The 19,187-nt window shown below is 69.9% G+C and carries 10 protein-coding genes (1 of these 10 only partly in view); 1 reads left to right on the forward strand and 9 read right to left on the reverse strand.

Annotated elements, in window-relative coordinates:
- The 6 genes from ACTJI8_RS17050 to eno form a co-directional block, all read right to left on the reverse strand.
- On the reverse strand, nt 1–8,086 hold the 5' portion of the coding sequence (locus tag ACTJI8_RS17050; RefSeq protein ID WP_440734615.1) for an Ig-like domain-containing protein. The gene continues 22,046 nt to the left of window position 1, outside the view; the window shows 8,086 of its 30,132 coding nt (coding positions 1–8,086); it begins with the start codon at nt 8,084–8,086; its stop codon lies beyond the left edge, outside the window.
- Nucleotides 8,087–8,441: 355 nt separating this feature from the next.
- Entirely contained in the window at nt 8,442–9,857 is a 1,416-nt protein-coding gene (locus ACTJI8_RS17055) for an NAD(P)/FAD-dependent oxidoreductase (RefSeq protein ID WP_440734616.1), read from the reverse strand.
- A gap of 13 nt (nt 9,858–9,870) precedes the next feature.
- A complete protein-coding gene (locus tag ACTJI8_RS17060; RefSeq protein ID WP_440734617.1) occupies nt 9,871–11,178 on the reverse strand; it encodes a S8 family serine peptidase in 1,308 nt (435 codons plus the stop codon).
- 10 nt (nt 11,179–11,188) lie between these two features.
- A complete protein-coding gene (locus ACTJI8_RS17065) occupies nt 11,189–11,710 on the reverse strand; it encodes a DUF501 domain-containing protein (RefSeq protein ID WP_440734618.1) in 522 nt (173 codons plus the stop codon).
- A gap of 34 nt (nt 11,711–11,744) precedes the next feature.
- On the reverse strand, nt 11,745–12,275 hold the full coding sequence (locus ACTJI8_RS17070; RefSeq protein ID WP_440734619.1) for an FtsB family cell division protein: 531 nt from the start codon (nt 12,273–12,275) through the stop codon (nt 11,745–11,747).
- 100 nt (nt 12,276–12,375) lie between these two features.
- Entirely contained in the window at nt 12,376–13,656 is a 1,281-nt protein-coding gene (gene eno, locus ACTJI8_RS17075) for a phosphopyruvate hydratase (protein ID WP_440734620.1), read from the reverse strand.
- A gap of 182 nt (nt 13,657–13,838) precedes the next feature.
- On the opposite strand from eno, the gene ACTJI8_RS17080 reads away from it, so the two are divergent.
- The gene (locus ACTJI8_RS17080) at nt 13,839–15,035 is read left to right on the forward strand and encodes a hypothetical protein (RefSeq protein ID WP_440734621.1); all 1,197 of its coding nucleotides are present in this window, start codon (nt 13,839–13,841) and stop codon (nt 15,033–15,035) included.
- Between the two features lie 102 nt (nt 15,036–15,137).
- Here the strand turns inward: ACTJI8_RS17080 and ACTJI8_RS17085 are convergent, their stop codons facing one another.
- The 3 genes from ACTJI8_RS17085 to mmsA all read right to left on the reverse strand — a co-directional run bounded on the left by ACTJI8_RS17085 (nt 15,138) and on the right by mmsA (nt 19,173).
- A complete protein-coding gene (locus tag ACTJI8_RS17085; RefSeq protein WP_440734622.1) occupies nt 15,138–16,253 on the reverse strand; it encodes a substrate-binding domain-containing protein in 1,116 nt (371 codons plus the stop codon).
- A 74-nt stretch (nt 16,254–16,327) separates the two neighbouring features.
- Nucleotides 16,328–17,647 (reverse strand): multiple monosaccharide ABC transporter permease, encoded by a 1,320-nt coding sequence (gene mmsB, locus ACTJI8_RS17090; RefSeq protein ID WP_440734741.1) that lies wholly within the window; start codon nt 17,645–17,647, stop codon nt 16,328–16,330.
- A 5-nt stretch (nt 17,648–17,652) separates the two neighbouring features.
- Nucleotides 17,653–19,173, reverse strand: coding sequence for a multiple monosaccharide ABC transporter ATP-binding protein (gene mmsA / locus ACTJI8_RS17095; protein WP_440734742.1), 1,521 nt, complete (start codon nt 19,171–19,173; stop codon nt 17,653–17,655).
- Nucleotides 19,174–19,187 lie beyond the last annotated feature (14 nt).

The raw sequence follows: 19,187 nt of genomic DNA on the forward strand, positions 1-19,187 counted from the left end.
GGAGGTTCTCGGTCGAGACCGCGGTGACCGCGACCCCGCCGCCCGCGGCGACCTTCGCGCCGGCGCCGATCCGCGCCCGCACGTCCTTCGTCATGACGAGGACGATGATGGATCCGGCGACCGAGGCGGATCCTCCGCTCAGGGCCAGCCCGCCGGAGACGTCCACGATGTTCGTGTCGTCCTGAGCGGAGACGGTCACCGACTGGCCGGAGCCGCCCGTGGCGGTCTGGTTGACCTTCGCGCTGTCGCCGATGTACGCCTCGGTGTCGAACAGGAGCACGTCCACCACGATGGTGGCGCTCACCGCGAGTCCGTCGCCGCCGACCGCGCCGCCGAGGGCGAACGACGAGAACGCCGGCAGGTGGCTGTCGATCGTGCTGTTGCCGGTGCTCGGGGCGAGCGGGGCATACGTCTGGTGCGCGGTGACGCCGATCGCGCCGGAGGCCTGCAGCGTCGTCGCGGCGGACGAGCCGGTGCAGTCGGGATCCGTCGTCGGATCCGTCCCCGAGCACACCGAGGCGACCGTCGACACGGCGGGCAGGATGTTCACGGTGAACGCGCCGCCGATGCCCTTGCCGCTCGTCGACAGCGCACCGGAGAGCGCGAGGTTCAGCAGGCGCATGTCGGTGACGGCGTTGACGTCGATGCCCGCGGTCGAGGTGACGGTGGCGCCTTGGCCGATCCGTGCCGCCGTGTACAGGTTGAGGACGTTGATGCCCGCCGACGCGGCGAAGCTGGTGCCGGACTTGCCGCCGGCGGCGGCGAACGCCCAGATGATGAAGTCGTCGTGCTTGCCGGCGGGGGTGATCGCCTCGACGGTGACGCCGGCACCGGTCACGGTGGCGCCCTGAAGCACGTGCGCCTTGTTGGTGAGGTTGAGGTAGTTGAAGCCGACCGCGGCGCCGATCTCGGTGCTGCCCGAGGTGAGGTCGAACGCGGTGCTGATGGCCTTCGCGGTGTTGCCGGTCAGATCGGACGCGCTGACCTTCACCGCACCGCCCGTGGCGGTCACCGTGATGCCGCCGCCGATGCGCGCCTCGTTGGTCGCCTCGATCCAGTTCCAGGCGATCGACGCGGCGATGCCGGTGCCGCCGCCGCTCTGGCCGGTCTTGCCGCTCGAGCTGCTGTTCGCGGACGTGGTCTGGTCGTTCGACTTCGGGGTGCTCTTCCCGGCGGTCGCGCCCGACGCGTTCGGGTTGTCCTTGATCTGCTGGTCGGACTTCTTGTCGGAGTCGTTGTCGCCGTCGCTGCTGCCGCGGGCGCTCGCCGTGGCGTTGGCCGCGTCGGCCAGCTCGGAGGTCGCCTCGATCGTGACCGAGGTGCCGCTGATCGAACGGTCGACCGCTGCGAGCGTGTTCCAGTCGAGGATGACGTTGAGGGCGACGATGGCGCCGACGGCGACGTCCTTGCTCGCGGCCTCGGCCTTGCCCGAGGTGTCGACCTCGTTCGTGTGCTCGGCGCTGACCGTGACGGTGCCCGCGACCGTCAGGGCGGTTCCGGTGCCGAGACGGGCGGTCACGGTCTCGTGGTTGCTCACGACGAGCGCGACGGCCGGGGTGATCGCGGGGTTGTCGCCGCTGGTCTTCGTGCCGGCCTCGACCTCGGTCGAGATCTGCCGCCACCCCTTCGCCTCGATCTCGACGTTGCGGCCGCCCGAGACGGTCGCGCCGTTCGCGACCTCGGAGCGCACCCGGTTCGCCGGGAGGTTCGTCACCGGATCCTGGCCGGCGAGGATGTTCATCGCGACCGAGGCGCCTACACCGACCGAGTCGCCGGTCTCGGCCTTGCTCGTCGCCTTGGCCGCGTCGCGCTCGGTGCTGCGGCTCTTCAGCGTGAGATCCTCGCTGCTGAGCGTTATCGACGCACCGGCGGGGATGACGGCCTCGGTGCGGCTCTTGACGATGTTGATCGCGACGGATCCGGCGACGCCGATCGTGGTCGAGTCGCCCGCGCCGGATTCGGCCTGCGCCTCGAACTCGTGCTCGTCGAGGCGGAAGATCTGGTCGGTGGTCGGCGAGCCCGGCAGGTCGATGCCGTGGTCGAACGTGCTGCCCAGCGAGCTCCACGCGTGCCCGCCGCTGGCGAACCTGTACAGGCCCGCGGTGTGACCGAGCCCGTCGTCGGCGGTGAGCTGGTAGTAGTCCTTGTCCTTCGGCCCGTCGGTCGGCAGCTTCTCGCCCGATTGGTCGCCGGCGTACTGCCAGGCGGAGCCGTCCCAGCGGTAAACGCTGCCCTGCGGGTGGCCGGCGTTCGGCGCGGTCAGGACGCAGAAGGCCGGGGTGGAGGCGTGCGCGCAGTCGTCGAGCTTGCCCTGTTCGGGCACGGCCCCGGCGACCACCGCGCTGCCCCAGCTGCCGCCGGCGGAGTACTGGTACACGCCCTTGCCGTTCGAGCCGTCGTCGGCGGTGAGCCGGAAGTACTCCCCCGCGTACGGGCCGGGCAGGTCCTTGCCGCGGTCGATGATGTCCCACGAGGTGCCGTTCCAGTGCCGCAGCACGTCGTGGTTGTCCGGGTCGGCGATGTCCGTCATGCCGGCTTCGGCGTCGAGGCCGGTCGCGACGATCGTGGTGGCGCCGGTGGAGGCCCGGTTCGTGATGTCGACCGCATTGACGCCGACGCCCGCGCCGACGCCGACGGCCGCCTTCGCGGTGGTGTCGCCCTTGCCGTGCGCCGAGGAGTCGGTGTGCGCCGAGCTCTTCAGGGTGAGCACCCCGCCTGCCGTGATGCTCAGGCCGTCGGCGACGGTCGCGGTGCTGACGGTGGTGACGATGTTGATCGCGAGTGCCGCGGCCACCGACAGGGACGGAGAACTCGATCCGCCGCTGTTGTCCTGGCCGTCGGCGGTGCCGGTCTTCGGGGTCGAGGTCTTGCCCGAATCCTTGCCCGCGGCGTTGTTGTCCTTCTGCGTCTTGTTCGCGTTGCCGAGGTTGTCATCGGCCTTGCTGTTCGTGTCCTGGCCGTCGTCCGAGGCGCCGCTCGCGGAGGCCTCCGCCTCGCTCCTCGTCTGCGAGCTGCCGGTGGCCGTGAACCCGATGGCGTCGCCCGCCTGCAGGCTGCGGTCGGTGTGCGCGTCGACGGTGTGGTTGACGACGGCGAGGGCCAGCGAGAGGCCGATACCGGCCGTGGATCCGACAGTGGTGTCGCCCTTGGCGGTGGTGTCGACGGCGCCGGTGAAGGTGGCGCCGACCGTGATGGTTCCGGTCACCTGGATGGTGGGCCCGGCCCCCAGGGCAGCCTGCGACGATTCGTTCGCGATCGATACCGCGACGGAGGGGGTGACGGTCACTTTGCCGCCCTTGCCACCCGCGTCGGTCTCGTTCGTCAGCGCATCGGCGTTGGTCGAGTTCAGCGTGATGTTGCGCGCTCCGGTGACCGGGGGGCCGTTGGCCGCAGAACTGTTCAGGTCGAAGCCGGTGAAGACGTCGTTGTTGACCAGGTTGAGCGCGACGGATGCGCCGATCCCCACGGTCGCTCCGCCTTCCTGCTGGGCGGCCGCCTTGGTGGTGCTGCTGCCCGACGAGGTGCCGGTCATCACGACGTCGCCGACGCCGGTGATGTGCACCCCGCCGCCGCCCGCCGGCGAAGCGAACACGGCCGCGATCGTCTTCTCGTTGAGCAGGTTCATGGCGAAGGCGCCGGCAAGGCCCAGGGTGCCGTCGGAGCTGGAGGCACCCGCCGTGGCCTCGGCGTCGATCGTGTGGGTCGCGTTCGGGACGGTGTTCATCAGTGCCGTGAGGGTCAGGCCGTTCAGTGCGGTGACGGTGCTGCCGACGCCGATCGATGCCTGGTTCGTGATGTTCGCGAGGTTGACGGCCACGGCCGCGCCGATCGTGAGCGACGAACCGGTGCTCGCGGTGCCGGTCGCGATCGCCTTGGCGTGCGTGGTGTTCGTGGTCGCCAGGGTCACCTGGCCGCCCGTCGCGGTGACGGACTGGCCGTCTGCGAGCTGCGAGGTCGACGTGGAGTCGACGATGTTGAAGGCGATCGCCGCCGCGACGCTGATCGACGTGCCGCCACTGCCGCCGGCGCCGTCGCCGGACTTCGCCGCCGGCGTCGTGGAGCGGCTGCCCTTGCCGCCGTTGGCAGTCGAACGCCCGTTGGCGAAGCCGGCCTGGCTGTCGCCCTTGCCGTTCACCGTGGTCGTGTCGCCGCTGGGGTCGCTCGCGGATTGCTCGCCCTTCGCGCCCGCGACGCTCGCGGTGGCCTCGGTGTCGGTGTCGCTCGCGTCGTCGGCCCGGAAGCTCACGTCGCCTCCGCCGGCGACGGCGTTGCGGGCGAGTGAGGAGTCGGAGCGGTGCTTGGCCAGGGTCATCGCGAACGATGCGCCGATCGCGAGGTCACCGCCGTCGGTCGCGCCGGTGGCCGTGGTGACCGCCTTCGCGGTCTGGCTCGCGTGCGCGGCGATCGCGCCGGTCGTGTGCAGGGCCGCGCCGTCCGCGATCCCCGCCGAGGTGGAGACGTTGTCGACGTTGAGGGCGACCACGGCGGTGAAGGTGAGGCTGCCGCCACCCTTGGCACCGCTCTTCGCCGTCGTGCCGCTGTCGCTCGCGCCCGTCGCGTTCAGGGTCAGGGCGTGAGCCCCGGCGAGCGTCGCGCCGCTGACCACGCCGGCGTTGGTGCTGTCCTCGACGATGTCGATCGAGATCGAGGCTCCGACGCCGATGGACTTGCCGGTGCCGTCCTTCTTGGAGGTCGCGTCCGTACGGTCCCGCACGTTCGAGCCGGCGGTCAGGGTGAGATCCGCGTTGACGGTCGGGGCTCCACGCACCTCGGCAAGAGTCTTCAGGATCGCGACATTGACCGCGAGCGAGCCGGCGACGCCGACCGAGCCGCCGCCGGCGGCACCGGATTGAGCGGTCGCTGCGTACTGCGACTGTCCCGGGGCGACCGCTTCCACCGTGACGCCGGAGGCGTTGAGGGTGGCGCCGCCGCCGACGTACGCTTCGGTCGTGAACGTCGCGACGTTCACGGCGATGCCGATGCCGATGCCGCCGGATCCGTCCGCGCTGCCACCGGAGGCCGATGCCGCGTCCACATTCGTCGCCGCGGCATGCACGGTCTGCGTGCCGCCGGTCGTCGTGATCACGAGGGCGCCCGCGGTCGGGGCGATGAAGGCGTGGGTGCCGCCGGTGAGCGCCACGACGCCGAGGGCGCCCGCGATGCCGGTGTTGCTGCCGCTGGTGCCGCCCGCGGGGCCGTCGGCGGACTGCGCCTGGCCGTTCGCCCTGCTCGGGTCGTTGACGCCCTTGTCGTTGCCGGTCGAGCCCTTCGGACTGGTCTGCGCGGTCGCGGTCGCGGTGTTGTCGCTGTCCGCGGCGACGGTCAGCCCGCCCGCGGTGATCGCCGTGCCGGAGGTCGAGTCGATCGAGGCGGTCGTGTTCTGGGAGACGATGATCACGGCGATGCCGGCGCCGCTGTTCGCCGGGGTGGCGTCGCCGGTCGCGACCACGTTCACGTGGTTGTTCGCGTGCAGGGCAGCCGCGCCGGTGGCGGACAGGGTCGCCGTGCCGGTCAGGGTGGTCAGCGCGTTGCTGAACACGGTCACCGTGGCCACGGCCGCATCCTGCTGGGCCGTGCTGCCGTCGCCGCCCGCGCTGCCCTCGCTCTTGCCGCTGTCGACCTGCGGGTTCGCCGTGCCGTGCACGTCGGAGGTCGTCGTGAACGTGGCGGTCGAGCCGCTGGTGAGCTGTGCGGATCCGCCCACCGAGACGGTCGCCCCGGCGTCGAGGAGGAGGTTGTCCGTGTACTTCTTGTTCGCCGTGAAGTCCGGCACGGTCGCGGTCGCCGACAGGGACAGCGCTCCGGTGGTGTGGATCGAGCCGCCCTGCACGGTCACCGCGGCATGATCGCTCACGATGATCCCGTAGAACGAATCGGGCGTGACCGTGGAGCTGGCCGTCGCGGTGAGGCTGTTCGCCGTGATCGCCGCGTTCGTGAAGCCGATCGACGTATCGGCGCAGTGCGTCGCGAGGGTTGCGTTGACCAGGCAGGAGAGGGCGTTGGAGAGTCCGCCGGTGACGGTCTGCGTCGCAGTCAACGACACGTCGCCTGCGGTGAGCGTCATGCCGCTGTCGAAGAGGATCTGCCGGAACACGACCGTCAGATTGGCCGCGGCCAGGTTCAGGGCGCCCTGCAGATGCAGGATGTCGTTGCCGGTGCCGGTGATGGTCAGCGAGCTCGTCGGGATGACGAAGTCGGTGACCTCGGCGGCCCCGGGGCAGTTCATGTTCATGCTGCCGGCCGTCGCCGACGGCGACAGCGTGCAGGTCGCATCCGCGCTGCCCAGGTCGAACGCCACGTCGGTCGAGGTGTTCATGCTCATCGGTGCGATGCGGGAGTAGATCACGGTGGTGCGGTCGAGGACCACGGTGCCGGAGTGCTGGTCGAGAGGCCGGGAGACCGTGCTGGCCGCCGTGCCCGCGAAGTTCAGGGTGTTGTAGCCGTCACCGCCGTCGAACCGGACGGTGAGCGCGGGATCGAGCGCGCCGCGATCGACGACCAGAGTGTCGTCGTGCCCGCCCTGCACGTCGATCTCGGTGAGGCCGGCGTAGCTGGTCGAGGTGGTGCCTGCCGCGCTGGTGAAGCTGACCGTCCCGTCGGCGTGGAAAGCGAGCGTTCCGGTTCCGGTCGGCAGCTGCACGCTCCAGAGGACCGGCCCCGGGGTGGTGACGGCCGACGCGGCGGTCGTCGGCGTGGTGCCGGCGGTCGTGGAGGTCGCCGGGACGGACGCGTTCGCATCGCTCGTGGCGACGGCGGGAGTCGCGGTACCGGCCGGCGCGGACGTCGGGTCCGTGGCCGGGGCGGGGGCAGGCGCGGGGTCGACGACGGGTGCCGGGTCGACGGCGGGGCCGGCGACGGGCGCGGGCGTGGGGTCCGCGGCCGGCGCGGGGGCCGGATCCGGGACCGGAGCCGGGGCGGGGGCCGGAAGCAGTGACGCGTCGACGCCGTAGCTCTCGCCGGCGGAGAGCGAGGGGGTCATCACAGTGCCGGGCGTGTGCCCGAGACCGAGCACGTGCCCGAGTTCGTGGCGGACCACCGTGAGCAGGTCCATGTGCGCGGAGGCGGGGTCGCCGGGGAACGTCACGTCCCAGCCCCATCCCGCGGCGTGCGCGTCGATGATGACGGATCCGGAGTCCTCGCTGCCGAGCCATCCCGGGTCGAGGTCGCCGACCGTCGCGCTGAATCCGGAGAAGTCCGCGTTCGGGTCGACGGCCTGCCATTCGGCCTGGGCCTGAGCCACCGCGGAGTCGAGCTGGTCCTGGGTGAGCGCCGCGGCGGCGTCCACCGGGGTGGCGGGCGCGGAGTCGGCCATGATCGGCGACGGCGAGGGATCCGGAGTCGGGCTCGTGCTGCCGGTTCCCGTCCCTGAGGTTCCGGAGGACGTATCGGTGGATCCGGTGCCGGTCGAACCCGTCCCCGTCGAACCCGTGCCCGTCGATCCGGTGCCGGTGGACCCGGTGTTCGTCGTTCCTGTTCCACTCGACCCGGTACCCGCGGAGCCGGTGGATCCCGTGCCCGTCGACCCGGTACCCGTGGACCCGGTGGATCCCGTGCCCGTCGACCCGGCTCCTGTGGAGCCGGTGGCAGGCGTGCCCGAGCTGCAGGTGACGGAGTTGCCATCGGTGCTGCGCACGCAGTGCATCTGCGACCCCTGGTTCGACGGCGCGGGGTCCGTCGCCACCGGCGTCGCGGCGGGAGTCACGGTCACGACGGTGCCGGTGTCGCTCGTCGTCGCCTCGACGGTGCCCGTCGTCACCGTCCCTGCGTCCGAGACCGTGGCGATCTGGCTCGCGGCGTCCACCTGCGCCTGTTGCAGTGCGGCCTCGTATGCGGCCTTCTCGGCGAGGTAGGCGGCCAGCGCATCCGCGTAGGCGGAGAACTGCTGCTGTGCGATCAGACCCTCGAGCCGGGCACGGCTGTTCGCGCCGTCGGCAGCGAGGCCGATGGTCGCGGGAGCGGTCCGAGACGGGGCCGAGGCGGGTGCCGCCACCGGCGGAACGGCCGAGGCGCTCGCCGGGAACGACATGACGAGCGCGGTCGCGAACGCGGCGACCAGCGCCACAGCGCGTGTGCGCCAGCTGCGCACGATCGGAAGATCCGACGCGCGCCGCCCCCTGTCATCCGTCCTGGTCGACACCAAGACCTCCAGCTCCGTAGAACGCCACAGCTCCGTAGAACTGGTAGGCGCGCTCCCCCACGCGGATACCGAGACAAGTGGTACTCGCCCTGAAGCTCCCGCGTCAATACCCAAAATTCCGGAAGTCCGCAGTGTGCTCGATTCGCGCGTCCCTCGCGAGATCCGCCCTCATGCCGGCGAGGACATACAACCAGCTCCGACGGCGTTTCCTGCGGAGCCTTCGCGCCGCGATGCCCCTGCAGACGCGAAACGCCCCCGGTTCCTCTGTGACGAGGATCCGGGGGCGTTCTGAACGAGACGGGGCCTACTTGGCGGCGCCGACCGTCTCCTTGGCCTTCTCGACTGCGGCCGGAGCGGCCTCGGCGGCCGGTCGCGGACGGGCGGCGAACTCGTCGAAAACGGCGCGCGGCGTCTGCACGGCCTCGAGGCCGACGATGTCGCGGCCGAGCCACAGGTTGTTCCACCAGCCCCACAGCACGCGCCACTTGCGCTCCCACGAGGGCATCGCGAGGCCGTGGTAGCCGCGGTGCGCGATCCAGGCCAGGAAGCCCTTCAGGGCGAGGTTGCCCGACTGGAAGACGCCGTTGTAGAGGCCGAGGCCGGCGACCGCGCCGAGGTTCTTGTGGAAGTAGTCCTTCGGCGTCTCGCCGCGCAGCACCGCCACGAGGTTCTTCGCGAGCAGCTTGGCCTGGCGCACGGCGTGCTGCGCGTTCGGCACGCACATGCCGCCCACGCCGCCGCCGGACAGGTCGGGGACGGCCGAGACGTCACCGGCGGCCCAGGCCCCCTCGACGAAGGCGTCGGCGGTGCCCACGCGCAGGTCGGCGCGGGTCTGGATGCGGCCGCGCTCCTCGACCGGCAGGTCGCCGCCGCGCACGACGGTGGGGTTGGCCATGACGCCCGCGGTCCACACGATCAGGTCGGACGGGATGACCTCGCCCGTGGAGAACTCGACGTTGCCGTCGACCGCACCCTTGACCTGGGTGTCCAGGTGCACGTTCGCGCCGCGCTTGGCGAGGTCCTTCAGCACCCACTCGCTCGTCTTCAGCGAGACCTCGGGCATGATCCGGCCCATCGCCTCGATGAGGTGGAAGTGCGTGTCCTCGAACGACAGCTGCGGGTACTTCGCGATCAGCGACGATGCGAAGGAGCGCAGCTCGGCGAACGCCTCGATGCCGGCGAATCCGCCGCCGACGACGACGACCGTGAGCAGGCGGTCCCGCTCGGGTCCGGCGGGGATCGAGGCGGCCTTGTCGAAGTTCGACAGCAGCTTGTCGCGCACGGCGACGGCCTCTTCGATGGTCTTGAGACCGATCGCGTTGTCGGCGATCCCGGGAATCGGGAAGGTGCGCGAGACGGCGCCGGCGGTCACGACGATCTGGTCGTAGGCGAACTCGTACGGCTCACCCAGCGACGGCGTGATCGTGGCGACCTTGGCGGCGTGATCGATGCCGGTGACCTTGGCGGTCACCACGTTCGTGCGCTTCAGGTGGCGGCGGTGGGCCACGACCGCGTGCCGCGCCTCGATCGACCCGGCAGCGACCTCCGGCAGGAAGGGCTGGTAGGTCATGTACGGCAGCGGGTCCACCATCGTGACCTCGGCCTCGCCCTTGCGGAGATGCTTCTCGAGCTTCCACGCGGTGTAGAAGCCGGCGTAACCACCGCCCACGATCAGGATCTTGGGCGCGGCAGCGCTCTTTGCCACGGTGCTCTCAGTCACGGAGGCTTACTCCTCAGTCATCGGGATTTTGGCGTGCAGATGCGCGCGCCGAACGGATGCGCCGGGCAGCAGCGGTGACGCCAAGCGCTATCAGGATACCAGGCACGGTGAGCGCCACGAGCGGGAGGGTACCGTACAGCAGCGAATCGGGGCTGGGGATCAGCGGCGAGGTGGCCTTGGTCGGGGTATCGGCCTCCGGCAGAGGCGGGATCGCGACCGGCGTCGAGGTCGGCGCGGCAGGCGCGGGAGCCTCGGCGCGGCGGTTGAGGCGGATCCAGTCGGCGAGGTCGCCGAGCGGGTTCTGATCGACCGACGGCAGCGACGCGGTCACCGCGGCGGCCGCGTCGATCAGCCCGTAGCCGTACAGCGGATCCGGATGCGCCGTCATCTGCGGCGCCGGACGGGCGGTCTGGATGATCTGGTTGATCACGTTGTTCGCGTCCATGTCCGGATGCGCCGCACGCACGAGCGCCACCACGCCCGCCACGATGGGGGCCGCGCCGCTTGTGCCGTTCCAGGTCTCGATCGATCCGTTCGCATCGACGCCGAGCAGCGACTCGCTGGGGGCCGAGACCGCGATCGAGATGCCCTGCGTGGAGGCGGCCTTGCTGGCGACGCCGTGCTGATCCACTCCCCCGACCGCGAGCACGCCGGGAATCGTCGCGGGGGCGCCGACCATGGCCGTGCCGCTGCCGCGGTTGCCCGCGGCCACCACCACGACGACATCGTGCTGGAAGGCGTAGAGGAACGCATCGTCCCAGCTGCGGTCCCATTCCAGCGTGTTCGTGGTGAACGAGAGGTTGATCACGTCGGCGCCGTGGTCGACGGCCCATTTCATCGCATCCGCCACCTGCTTCGTGAACGGCACCGGCGCCGTGGTTCCGAATCCGAGCGAGATGGAGAGCAGCTTCGCCTCGGGCGCGACGCCGATCATGCCGGTGCCGTCGGCTTTGGGCCTGCCCGCGGCCAAGGAGGCGACCCGGGATCCGTGATCGCTGTCCAGCGGCCCGAGCGGCGTCCGGCCGTCGTCGGATCCGATGCCGGACACATCGGTGCCGTCGGTGACAGCACCCTCGAACGGGGCCGGCCCCTTGGCGATGCCCGTGTCGATGACGGCGATGGTGACACCCGCACCGCGGGTGGTCTTCCACGCGGCGTCGATGTGCGCGCCCTCGAGCCAGTACTCCGCCGTGCGCTCGGGGTCGGTCGGGCTGGGCGTCGGGGTCGCCCCGATCGCGAGCGGCGCCACGAGCGCGAGCGCGAGCACCGCCACGGCGGAGCGGATCCGCCGTGCGTTCAGGATGCGTGTGGTCGACGTCATCGGACTCGGTTCACCGCCCCAGGGCGGCTCCCGGCTCCAGGCACTCGCAGCGCTCGGGCGACCATCGCGCACGCCGCAGGGCCTCGTCGCCGATCGGGTTGACGCCCTCCCCCGCGGCCAGGGCATGGCCGGCCAGGGCGTGCAGGCACTTCACGCGGGTCGGCATGCCGCCGGCGGAGACTCCGGCGATCTCGGGGACGTCGCCGTACTGCGCGCGGTCGGCGAGGTAGGCCTGGTGGGCCTGCAGATAGGCGGCTGCGGCGTCCTCCTCCTCGAGCAGCGCGGCGAGCTCGGGCATCACGTGCTCGGCCTCGAGGGTCGACATCGCGGCGGCCGCGGCCGGGTGCGAGAGGTAGTAGAACGTGGGGAACGGCGAACCATCGGCCAGTCGCGGAAGCGTCGCGACGACGGTGGGGTTGCCGCAGACACAGCGCGCGGCGATCCCGACGACTCCCCTGGCGTCGCGGCCGAGCTGTGCGGAGACGACCGCGATCTCGGCGTCGGTGGGCGGGGCGAAGGGCGGCGTGGTCACCCCTCAAGGGTACGGGGTCCGCCTGCGGGACGCCTCAGCGCGCGGCCGAGCCCGCGGCGGTCTTGGCAAGGCCCGCCCCGGTCACGCTGCGCAGCAGCTGGCCCGCCCAGTCGGACGACTTCACCTGCGCGGTGTCGCTGACGGCGGCCTGCTCGACGGGCTGCGCGGCGGGATCGATGTCGTTGTCGATGAGGTAGACGACCTCGCCCGGCTTGACGTAGAACAGGCGCTCCCTGGCCTGCGCGGTGATGTACGCCGGGTCGTTCCAGCGCTCGCGCTCCGCGGTGAGATCGTCGATCTGCTTCTGCGTGACCTGCACCGAGTGCTCCAGGGCCGCGATCCGCTGCTTCTGGTCGAGATAGGTGCCGAGCGTGGGCACGAGCACCCACGCGCCGAGGACGACGAGCGACAGCATGATGACCATGAAGCCGCTGAGCCGGATGCCGCCGACCCAGCTCCGCACGTCGACGGCCCGGTCGGGAGCGGGCCGGTCGGCGCGTCCCGCCGCGCGGACTCCCGAGGCAGCGGGGGCGGACGACGAAGGAGGAGTCCGACGTGTCGTCATGACTCCTCCTCCGTTATCGATCAGCCACCGGCCCGATGACCAGACAGGCCGTCAGCGGCCCCTGGCCGGTGACAAGACCAGCAATGTGCGGATGTGCCGCTCAGCCCTTGAAGCGCGGGAAGGCGGAACGCCCGGCGAAGACCGCCGCATCGCCCAGCTCCTCCTCGATGCGCAGAAGCTGATTGTACTTGGCGACGCGCTCCGACCGAGCGGGCGCGCCGCTCTTGATCTGGCCCGAATTCACGGCGACGACGAGGTCGGCGATCGTGGTGTCCTCGGTCTCTCCCGAACGGTGCGAGAGCATCGTGGTGTAGCCGGAGCGGTGCGCCAGGCTGATCGCGTCGAGCGTCTCGGACAGCGTGCCGATCTGGTTCACCTTGACCAGCAGGGAGTTGGCGACACCCAGGTCGATGCCCTTCTGCAGGCGCTCCGGGTTGGTGACGAACAGGTCGTCGCCGACGAGCTGGATCGCCGAGCCGAGCTTCTCGGTGAGGCCCTTCCAGCCGTCCCAGTCGTCCTCGGCCAGCGCGTCCTCGATCGTGACGATCGGGAAGTCCTTGACCAGGCCCACGTAGTAGTCGGTGAGCGAGGCGGCGTCCCAGTCCTTGTCGTCGAGGCGGTACACGCCGTCGTTGTAGAACTCGGTGGCGGCGGCGTCGAGCCCCAGCGCGATGTCGGCGCCCGGCGTGAAGCCGGCCTTCTCGATCGCCTTGACCAGGAACTCGAGGCCCTCGCGGTTGCTGGGCAGGTCGGGGGCGAAGCCGCCCTCGTCGCCGAGGCCGGTGGCGAAGCCCGCGGCCTTCAGCTCGCCCTTGAGCACGTGGTAGACCTCGGTGCCCCAGCGCAGCGCCTCGGAGAAGCTGTCGGCGCCGATCGGGGCGAGGAAGAACTCCTGCATGTCGATGCCGTTGTCGGCGTGCGAGCCGCCGTTGATGACGTTGAAGAGGGGAACGGGCAGCAGGTGCGCGTTCGGGCCGCCCAGGTAGCGGAACAGCGGCAGATCTGCCGAGTCGGCCGCAGCCTTGGCGACCGCGAGGCTCACGCCGAGGATCGCGTTCGCACCCACACGGCTCTTGTTGTCGGTGCCGTCGACCTCGATGAGGATCTCGTCGATGATGCGCTGCTCGCTGGCCTCGACGCCCTCGATCGCGGGCCCGAGCTCGTCGATGACCGCCTCGACGGCCTTCAGCACGCCCTTGCCGCCGTAGCGGCTCTTGTCGCCGTCGCGCAGCTCGTACGCCTCGAAGGCACCGGTGGACGCACCGGACGGCACGGCGGCGCGCTGCACGATGCCGTCGTCGAGGAGCACCTCCACCTCGACGGTCGGGTTGCCACGGGAGTCGAGAATCTCGCGTGCGCCTACAGCCTCGATCAGTGCCACAGGGTGCTCCTTGTTCAAGAGGGAAGTGGGGTGGTGGAGCGACGTCGATCCGCCACCCAGTCTAGTCGGAGCCGCGCGCGGACCACGGATGATGAAGCACTCGCGCGGAGTCCCCTCACTCCTATCACGCTGCAGTGCGGGATCCCTATCACGCTGCGGTGCGGGATCGGTATTGTTCCGGTGTGGCGCTCGATCCCCTGCCTCCCCTGCTCACCGCGGCGCCCCGCCGGATCCGCGACGGGAGCGGAGAGGTGCGCGTGTCCGCGGACATCGAGGGAGCGGATCCGCTGTGGTTCTCGGTTGCCGGGGAGCACGAGGCGATCCTCGGAGATCGAGCCGACCACGTCGCCGTCGCCCTTCTGCTTCCGGCGATGCGGTACGGGCGCGACCTCCACGTGGGCGGGACGGTCACCGACAGCCTGCTGCACCGGCTGAACCACGACCTGCAGCCGCTCGTCCGATCGGTGCATCCCGGCTACCGCAGAGTCGCCGTGACGTCGGATGACGTCCTCCCCGCCGGATCCGCCCCGGCCGGAGTCGTGACCGGCTTCTCCGGGGGCGTGGACAGCTTCGCGACGCTCATGGAGTACGCCCTCCGCCCCGGCGTGCCGTCCGGCATGCGGATCACTCACCTTCTGAACAACAACGTGGGGGCCCACGGCGACGGCGGTGGCGCACTGTGGGAGACGCGCTACCGGGCGCTGGCGCCCCTCGCCGCCGATCTCGGTCTTCCGTTCCTCCGCGTCGACAGCAACATCGCGGTGCACTACCCGCACATGGGGTTCATGGAGACGGCCACGTTCCGGAATGCGGCCGCGGTGCATCTGCTGAACGGGGGCGTCGGACGCTCGTACCACGCATCCGAAGGCGCCTACCGGAACGTGCGGATGCCGCCGCTGCACGGCGACATCGGCCTGGCGGGCGCCATGACGTTCCCGCTGCTGTCGACCCCCGCACTGACGCTCGAATCGACCGGTTCCGGCCTGTCCCGCATCGAGAGGACGCTCGCCCTCGCGGGAACGCCCCACGCGCGATACCTCGACGTGTGCATCGATCCCGACCCGGCGCGGACGACGAACTGCTCACGCTGCTGGAAATGCATGCGCACCATGCTGACCCTCGAGGTGGCGGGCCGTCTCGAGGAGTTCGTGCCGCACGTGTTCCGACGCGAACCGTATCTGGCGCAGCGGGCGCGCTACTACGTCGAGCTGCTGGCATCGGAGGAGCCGAACGACGTCGAGCTGGTCGAGTTCGCCGATGCGAAGGGCTGGCGATGGGGATCGGCGACGCGACCGCGCGCGGCATTGCGCCGCGCCGCACGCGCGACACGGACGGCGGCGAGCTCGCTGCGAGGACGAGTCCGACCCGACGTGGCCTAGGCGCATCCGATCGCCGCCGTCTCGGGCCCCGTCCCCGGAACGAGGAAGGGCCGCGCGGTGCAACCGCGCGGCCCTCCTCAGCTCCCTGCCTGGTGCAGGAACTTACTTGTTGTACGACTTCACGACGTCGAGCAGGTTCGGGACGTTGGCGTACGCCTCGGCGGCGTTGTCCTTGGTCACGATGACCGGCGCGAGCAGGAACGACGGGACGACCTTGACGCCGTTGTTGTACGACTTCGTGTCGTTGACGTCGACCTTCTCGCCCTTCTGCAGCTCCTGCGACATCTTGATCGCCTGGGCGACGAGCAGCGACGTGTCCTTGTTGATCGTGGAGTACTGCACGCCCTCCATGATCGACTTCACGGACTCGACCTCGGAGTCCTGACCGGTGACCACCGGGACGGGCTTGCCGGCCTGCTGCACCGAGGTGATGATGGCGCGGGCGAGGGTGTCGTTCGGGCTCAGCACGCCGTCGATCGTGGCGGAGCTGTAGTTGGCGGTGAGCAGCGCGTCCATGCGGCGCTGCGCGTTCTCCGCCTTCCAGCCGTCGGTCGCGGTCTGGGTGATCTCGGTCTGACCCGAGACGACCTTGAGCGTGCCGTCCTTGATCTTCGGCTCGAGCACATCCATCGCGCCCTTGAAGAAGACCGCCGAGTTCGCGTCGTCGGCGGATCCGGAGAACAGCTCGATGTTGTACGGCGCCGGGTGACCCGCGCGCTTGGCGAGACCGTCGAGCAGGGCCTGACCCTGCAGCTGGCCGACCTTGAAGTTGTCGAACGCGACGTAGTAGTCCACCGCGTCGGTGTTCTCGATCAGGCGGTCGTAGGCGATCACGGTCGCGCCGGCATCGTGCGCCGCCTTGACCTGGGTGGACAACTGCTTGCCGTCCTTCGCCCCGATGATGATGACCTTCGCACCGCCGGTGACCATGGCCTGGATCTGGTTCTGCTGCTCGGCGACCGTGTTGCTGGCCGGCGCGTACTGCACGTCGGGCTTGAAGCCCGCCTTGGTCAGACCGTCGGTGAACAGCTTGCCCGCGAGCACCCAGTTCTCACTGGTCTTGTCCGGCAGGGCGACACCGATCTTGGCGTCGGCGGCGAAGCCCTTCGCTGCCGCACCGCTCGAAGCGGGGGTTCCGCCGCGCTCGGACGAGCAGCCGGTGAGGGCGAAGGCACCCGCGACGACGACCGCTGTCGCCGAAAGGAGGATCTTCTTCATTGGGATCTCTTTCTCTCTTGGTGTGTGCATCTCAGGTGAATGCAGGATCGTGCCGCGAACGGCCCGGACCTCTTTTACTTGCCGCTCGCGCTGCCGGGAGCGGTGGTGCTGAACGGTTCCTCCGCGCGGGAGAACCGTCGGGTGATGAAACCGGTCAGGGACGGGCGGCCCTGCTGCTTGTTCCAGACGTCGACGGCGACCGCGAGCAGCAGCACGAGGCCCTTCACCATCGAGACGACGTCCGCGCCGAAGCCCAGCAGCGCCATGCCGTTGTTGAGGAACGCCATGACCAGACCACCGATGATGGATCCGATCACGGTGCCGATGCCGCCGGAGACGGCCGCGCCGCCGATGAACACCGCGGCGATCGCGTCGAGCTCCCAGCCGTTGCCGTCCTGCGGGCCGGAGGCCGTCGCACGGGCCACGTAGATCATGGCGGCGACGGAGGCGAGCACGGACATGTTCATCATCACGAAGAAGTCGGTCCAGCGGTCCTTCACACCGCTCAGGCGCGCGGCCTGACGGTTGCCGCCGACCGCGTAGAGGTGGCGGCCGAACACGGTGTTGCGGGTGACGAACGTGTAGACGATGACCAGCAGCAGCAGGATCACGCCGGAGATCGGGAAGCTCGTGCCCGGACGGCCGGTGGCGAACAGCCAGCCAGCGACGAGGATCAGCGCGGACAGGATGACGACCTTGACGACGCTCACCCAGACCGGTGCGACCTCGGTGCCGGCCTTGCGCTGCGAGCGACGCAGGAAGACCTCGAAGACGACGACCCAGACCACCGCGAGCAGCGCGAGCACCATCGTGAGCACGTTGAAGGCGAGGGGCACGGCGAGCTCGGGCAGATAGCCGGCGCCGATCCACTGGAAGTCCGCGGGCACGGCGACGGAGGTCGACTGGCCGAACCACTGGTTGGCACCGCGGAAGAACAGCATGCCCGCCAGGGTCACGATGAACGCGGGCACGCGCACGAAAGCGACCCAGAAACCCTGCCAGGCGCCGACCAGGGCGCCGAGCGCCAGGCCGAGGAGGATCGCCGCCCACCACGGGAAGTGCCAGTTCGCCATCGACTGCGCCACGATGATGCCGACGAACGCGGCGACCGAGCCGACCGACAGGTCGATGTGGCCCATGATGATGACCATCACCATGCCGATCGCGAGGATCAGGATGTAGGAGTACTGGCTGACGACGTTGATCAGGTTGCCGGGCGAGAGCGTCAGCCCGCCGGTCCAGATCTGGAAGATGATGATGATCACGACCAGGGATCCGAGGATCCCGAACTGACGGCTGGTGGACTGGCCGCCGCCCATCATCTTGCCGAGGTCGCGGAAGCGGAAGCCCTCCTCGGGCGCCGGCGTCGTCGTCGGCGGGGTCTGAGTGGTCATGGTGCTCATGCGGATGCTTTCTGCGTCAGGGAGGTCATGCTGCGCATGAGCGCCTCCGGGGTGGCTTCGGATGCGGGGAGGCAGTCGGTGACGCGTCCCTCGAACACGGTGTAGATGCGGTCGGACATGCCGAGCAGCTCGGGCAGCTCGCTGGAGATCACGATGACGCCCTTGCCCTGTGCGGCGAGCTCGTTGATGATGCCGTAGATCTCGTACTTCGCGCCGACGTCGATACCTCGGGTGGGCTCGTCCAGGATCAGCAGATCCGGATCCGTGAACATCCACTTCGCCAGCACGACCTTCTGCTGGTTGCCGCCGGAGAGCGTGCCGACCCCCTGGTCGACGGTCGGCGTCTTGATGCGCAGCGACTTGCGGTAGCGCTCCGCGATCTGCGCCTCCTCGACGTCGTTCACGACGCCGTTGCGGGAGATCTTGGAGAGCTTGGCCGATACGATCGAGCGCTTGATGGTGTCGAGCAGGTTGAGACCCAGGACCTTGCGGTCCTCGCTGACGTAGGCGAGCCCATGCCTGATCGCGCTGCGCACGTCCGGGAGGGAGATCTCCTGGCCGTCCTTGATGATCGTGCCGGAGAGGAACTGGCCGTAGGAGCGCCCGAAGATGCTCATCGCGAACTCGGTGCGGCCTGCGCCCATGAGGCCCGCGATGCCGACGACCTCGCCGCGGCGCACCTCGATGCTGGAGCCCTTCACGACCATGCGCTCGGACACGCTGGGGTGGCGCACCCACCAGTCCTTGACCTCGAAGAAGACGTCGCCGATCTCCGGGGTCCGATCGGGATAGCGGCTCTCGAGTGAACGGCCGACCATGCCGCGGATGATGCGGTCCTCGTTGATCTCCCCGCGGCCGACGTCGAGCGTCTCGACCGTGCGTCCGTCGCGGATGATCGTGATCTCATCGGCGATCTGCTCGATCTCGTTGAGCTTGTGGCTGATGATGATCGACGTGATCCCCTTCGCCTTCAGGCCGAGGATCAGGTCGAGCAGGTGCTGCGAGTCGTTCTCGTTGAGCGCCGCGGTGGGCTCGTCGAGGATGAGCAGCTTGACGTCCTTGTTCAGCGCCTTGGCGATCTCGATGAGCTGCTGCTTTCCGACGCCGAGGTGCTTGATCGCGACGTCGGGGTCCTCCCGGAGGCCGACGCGGGCCAGCAGCTCGACCGTGCGCTGCTTCTGCGCCGTCCAGTCGATGCGGGCGCCGCGGCGGATCTCGTTGCCGAGGAAGATGTTCTCGGTGATGGACAGCTCGGGGATGAGCGCGAGCTCCTGGTGGATGATCACGATTCCGGCATGTTCGCTGGCTGCGATGTCCTTGAAGCGCTGCTCCTGTCCGTAGAGCAGGATCTCGCCGTCGTAGCTGCCGTACGGGTACACGCCCGACAGCACCTTCATCAGGGTCGACTTCCCCGCGCCGTTCTCACCGCAGATGGCGTGCACCTCGCCGGTGCGAACAGTGATCGACACATCGGAGAGGGCCTTCACACCCGGGAACTCCTTCGTGATGCTGCGCATCTCGAGGATCGGTC

The organism is Microbacterium sp. 22303, from assembly GCF_052045265.1.
Classification (GTDB): Bacteria; Actinomycetota; Actinomycetes; order Actinomycetales; family Microbacteriaceae; genus Microbacterium.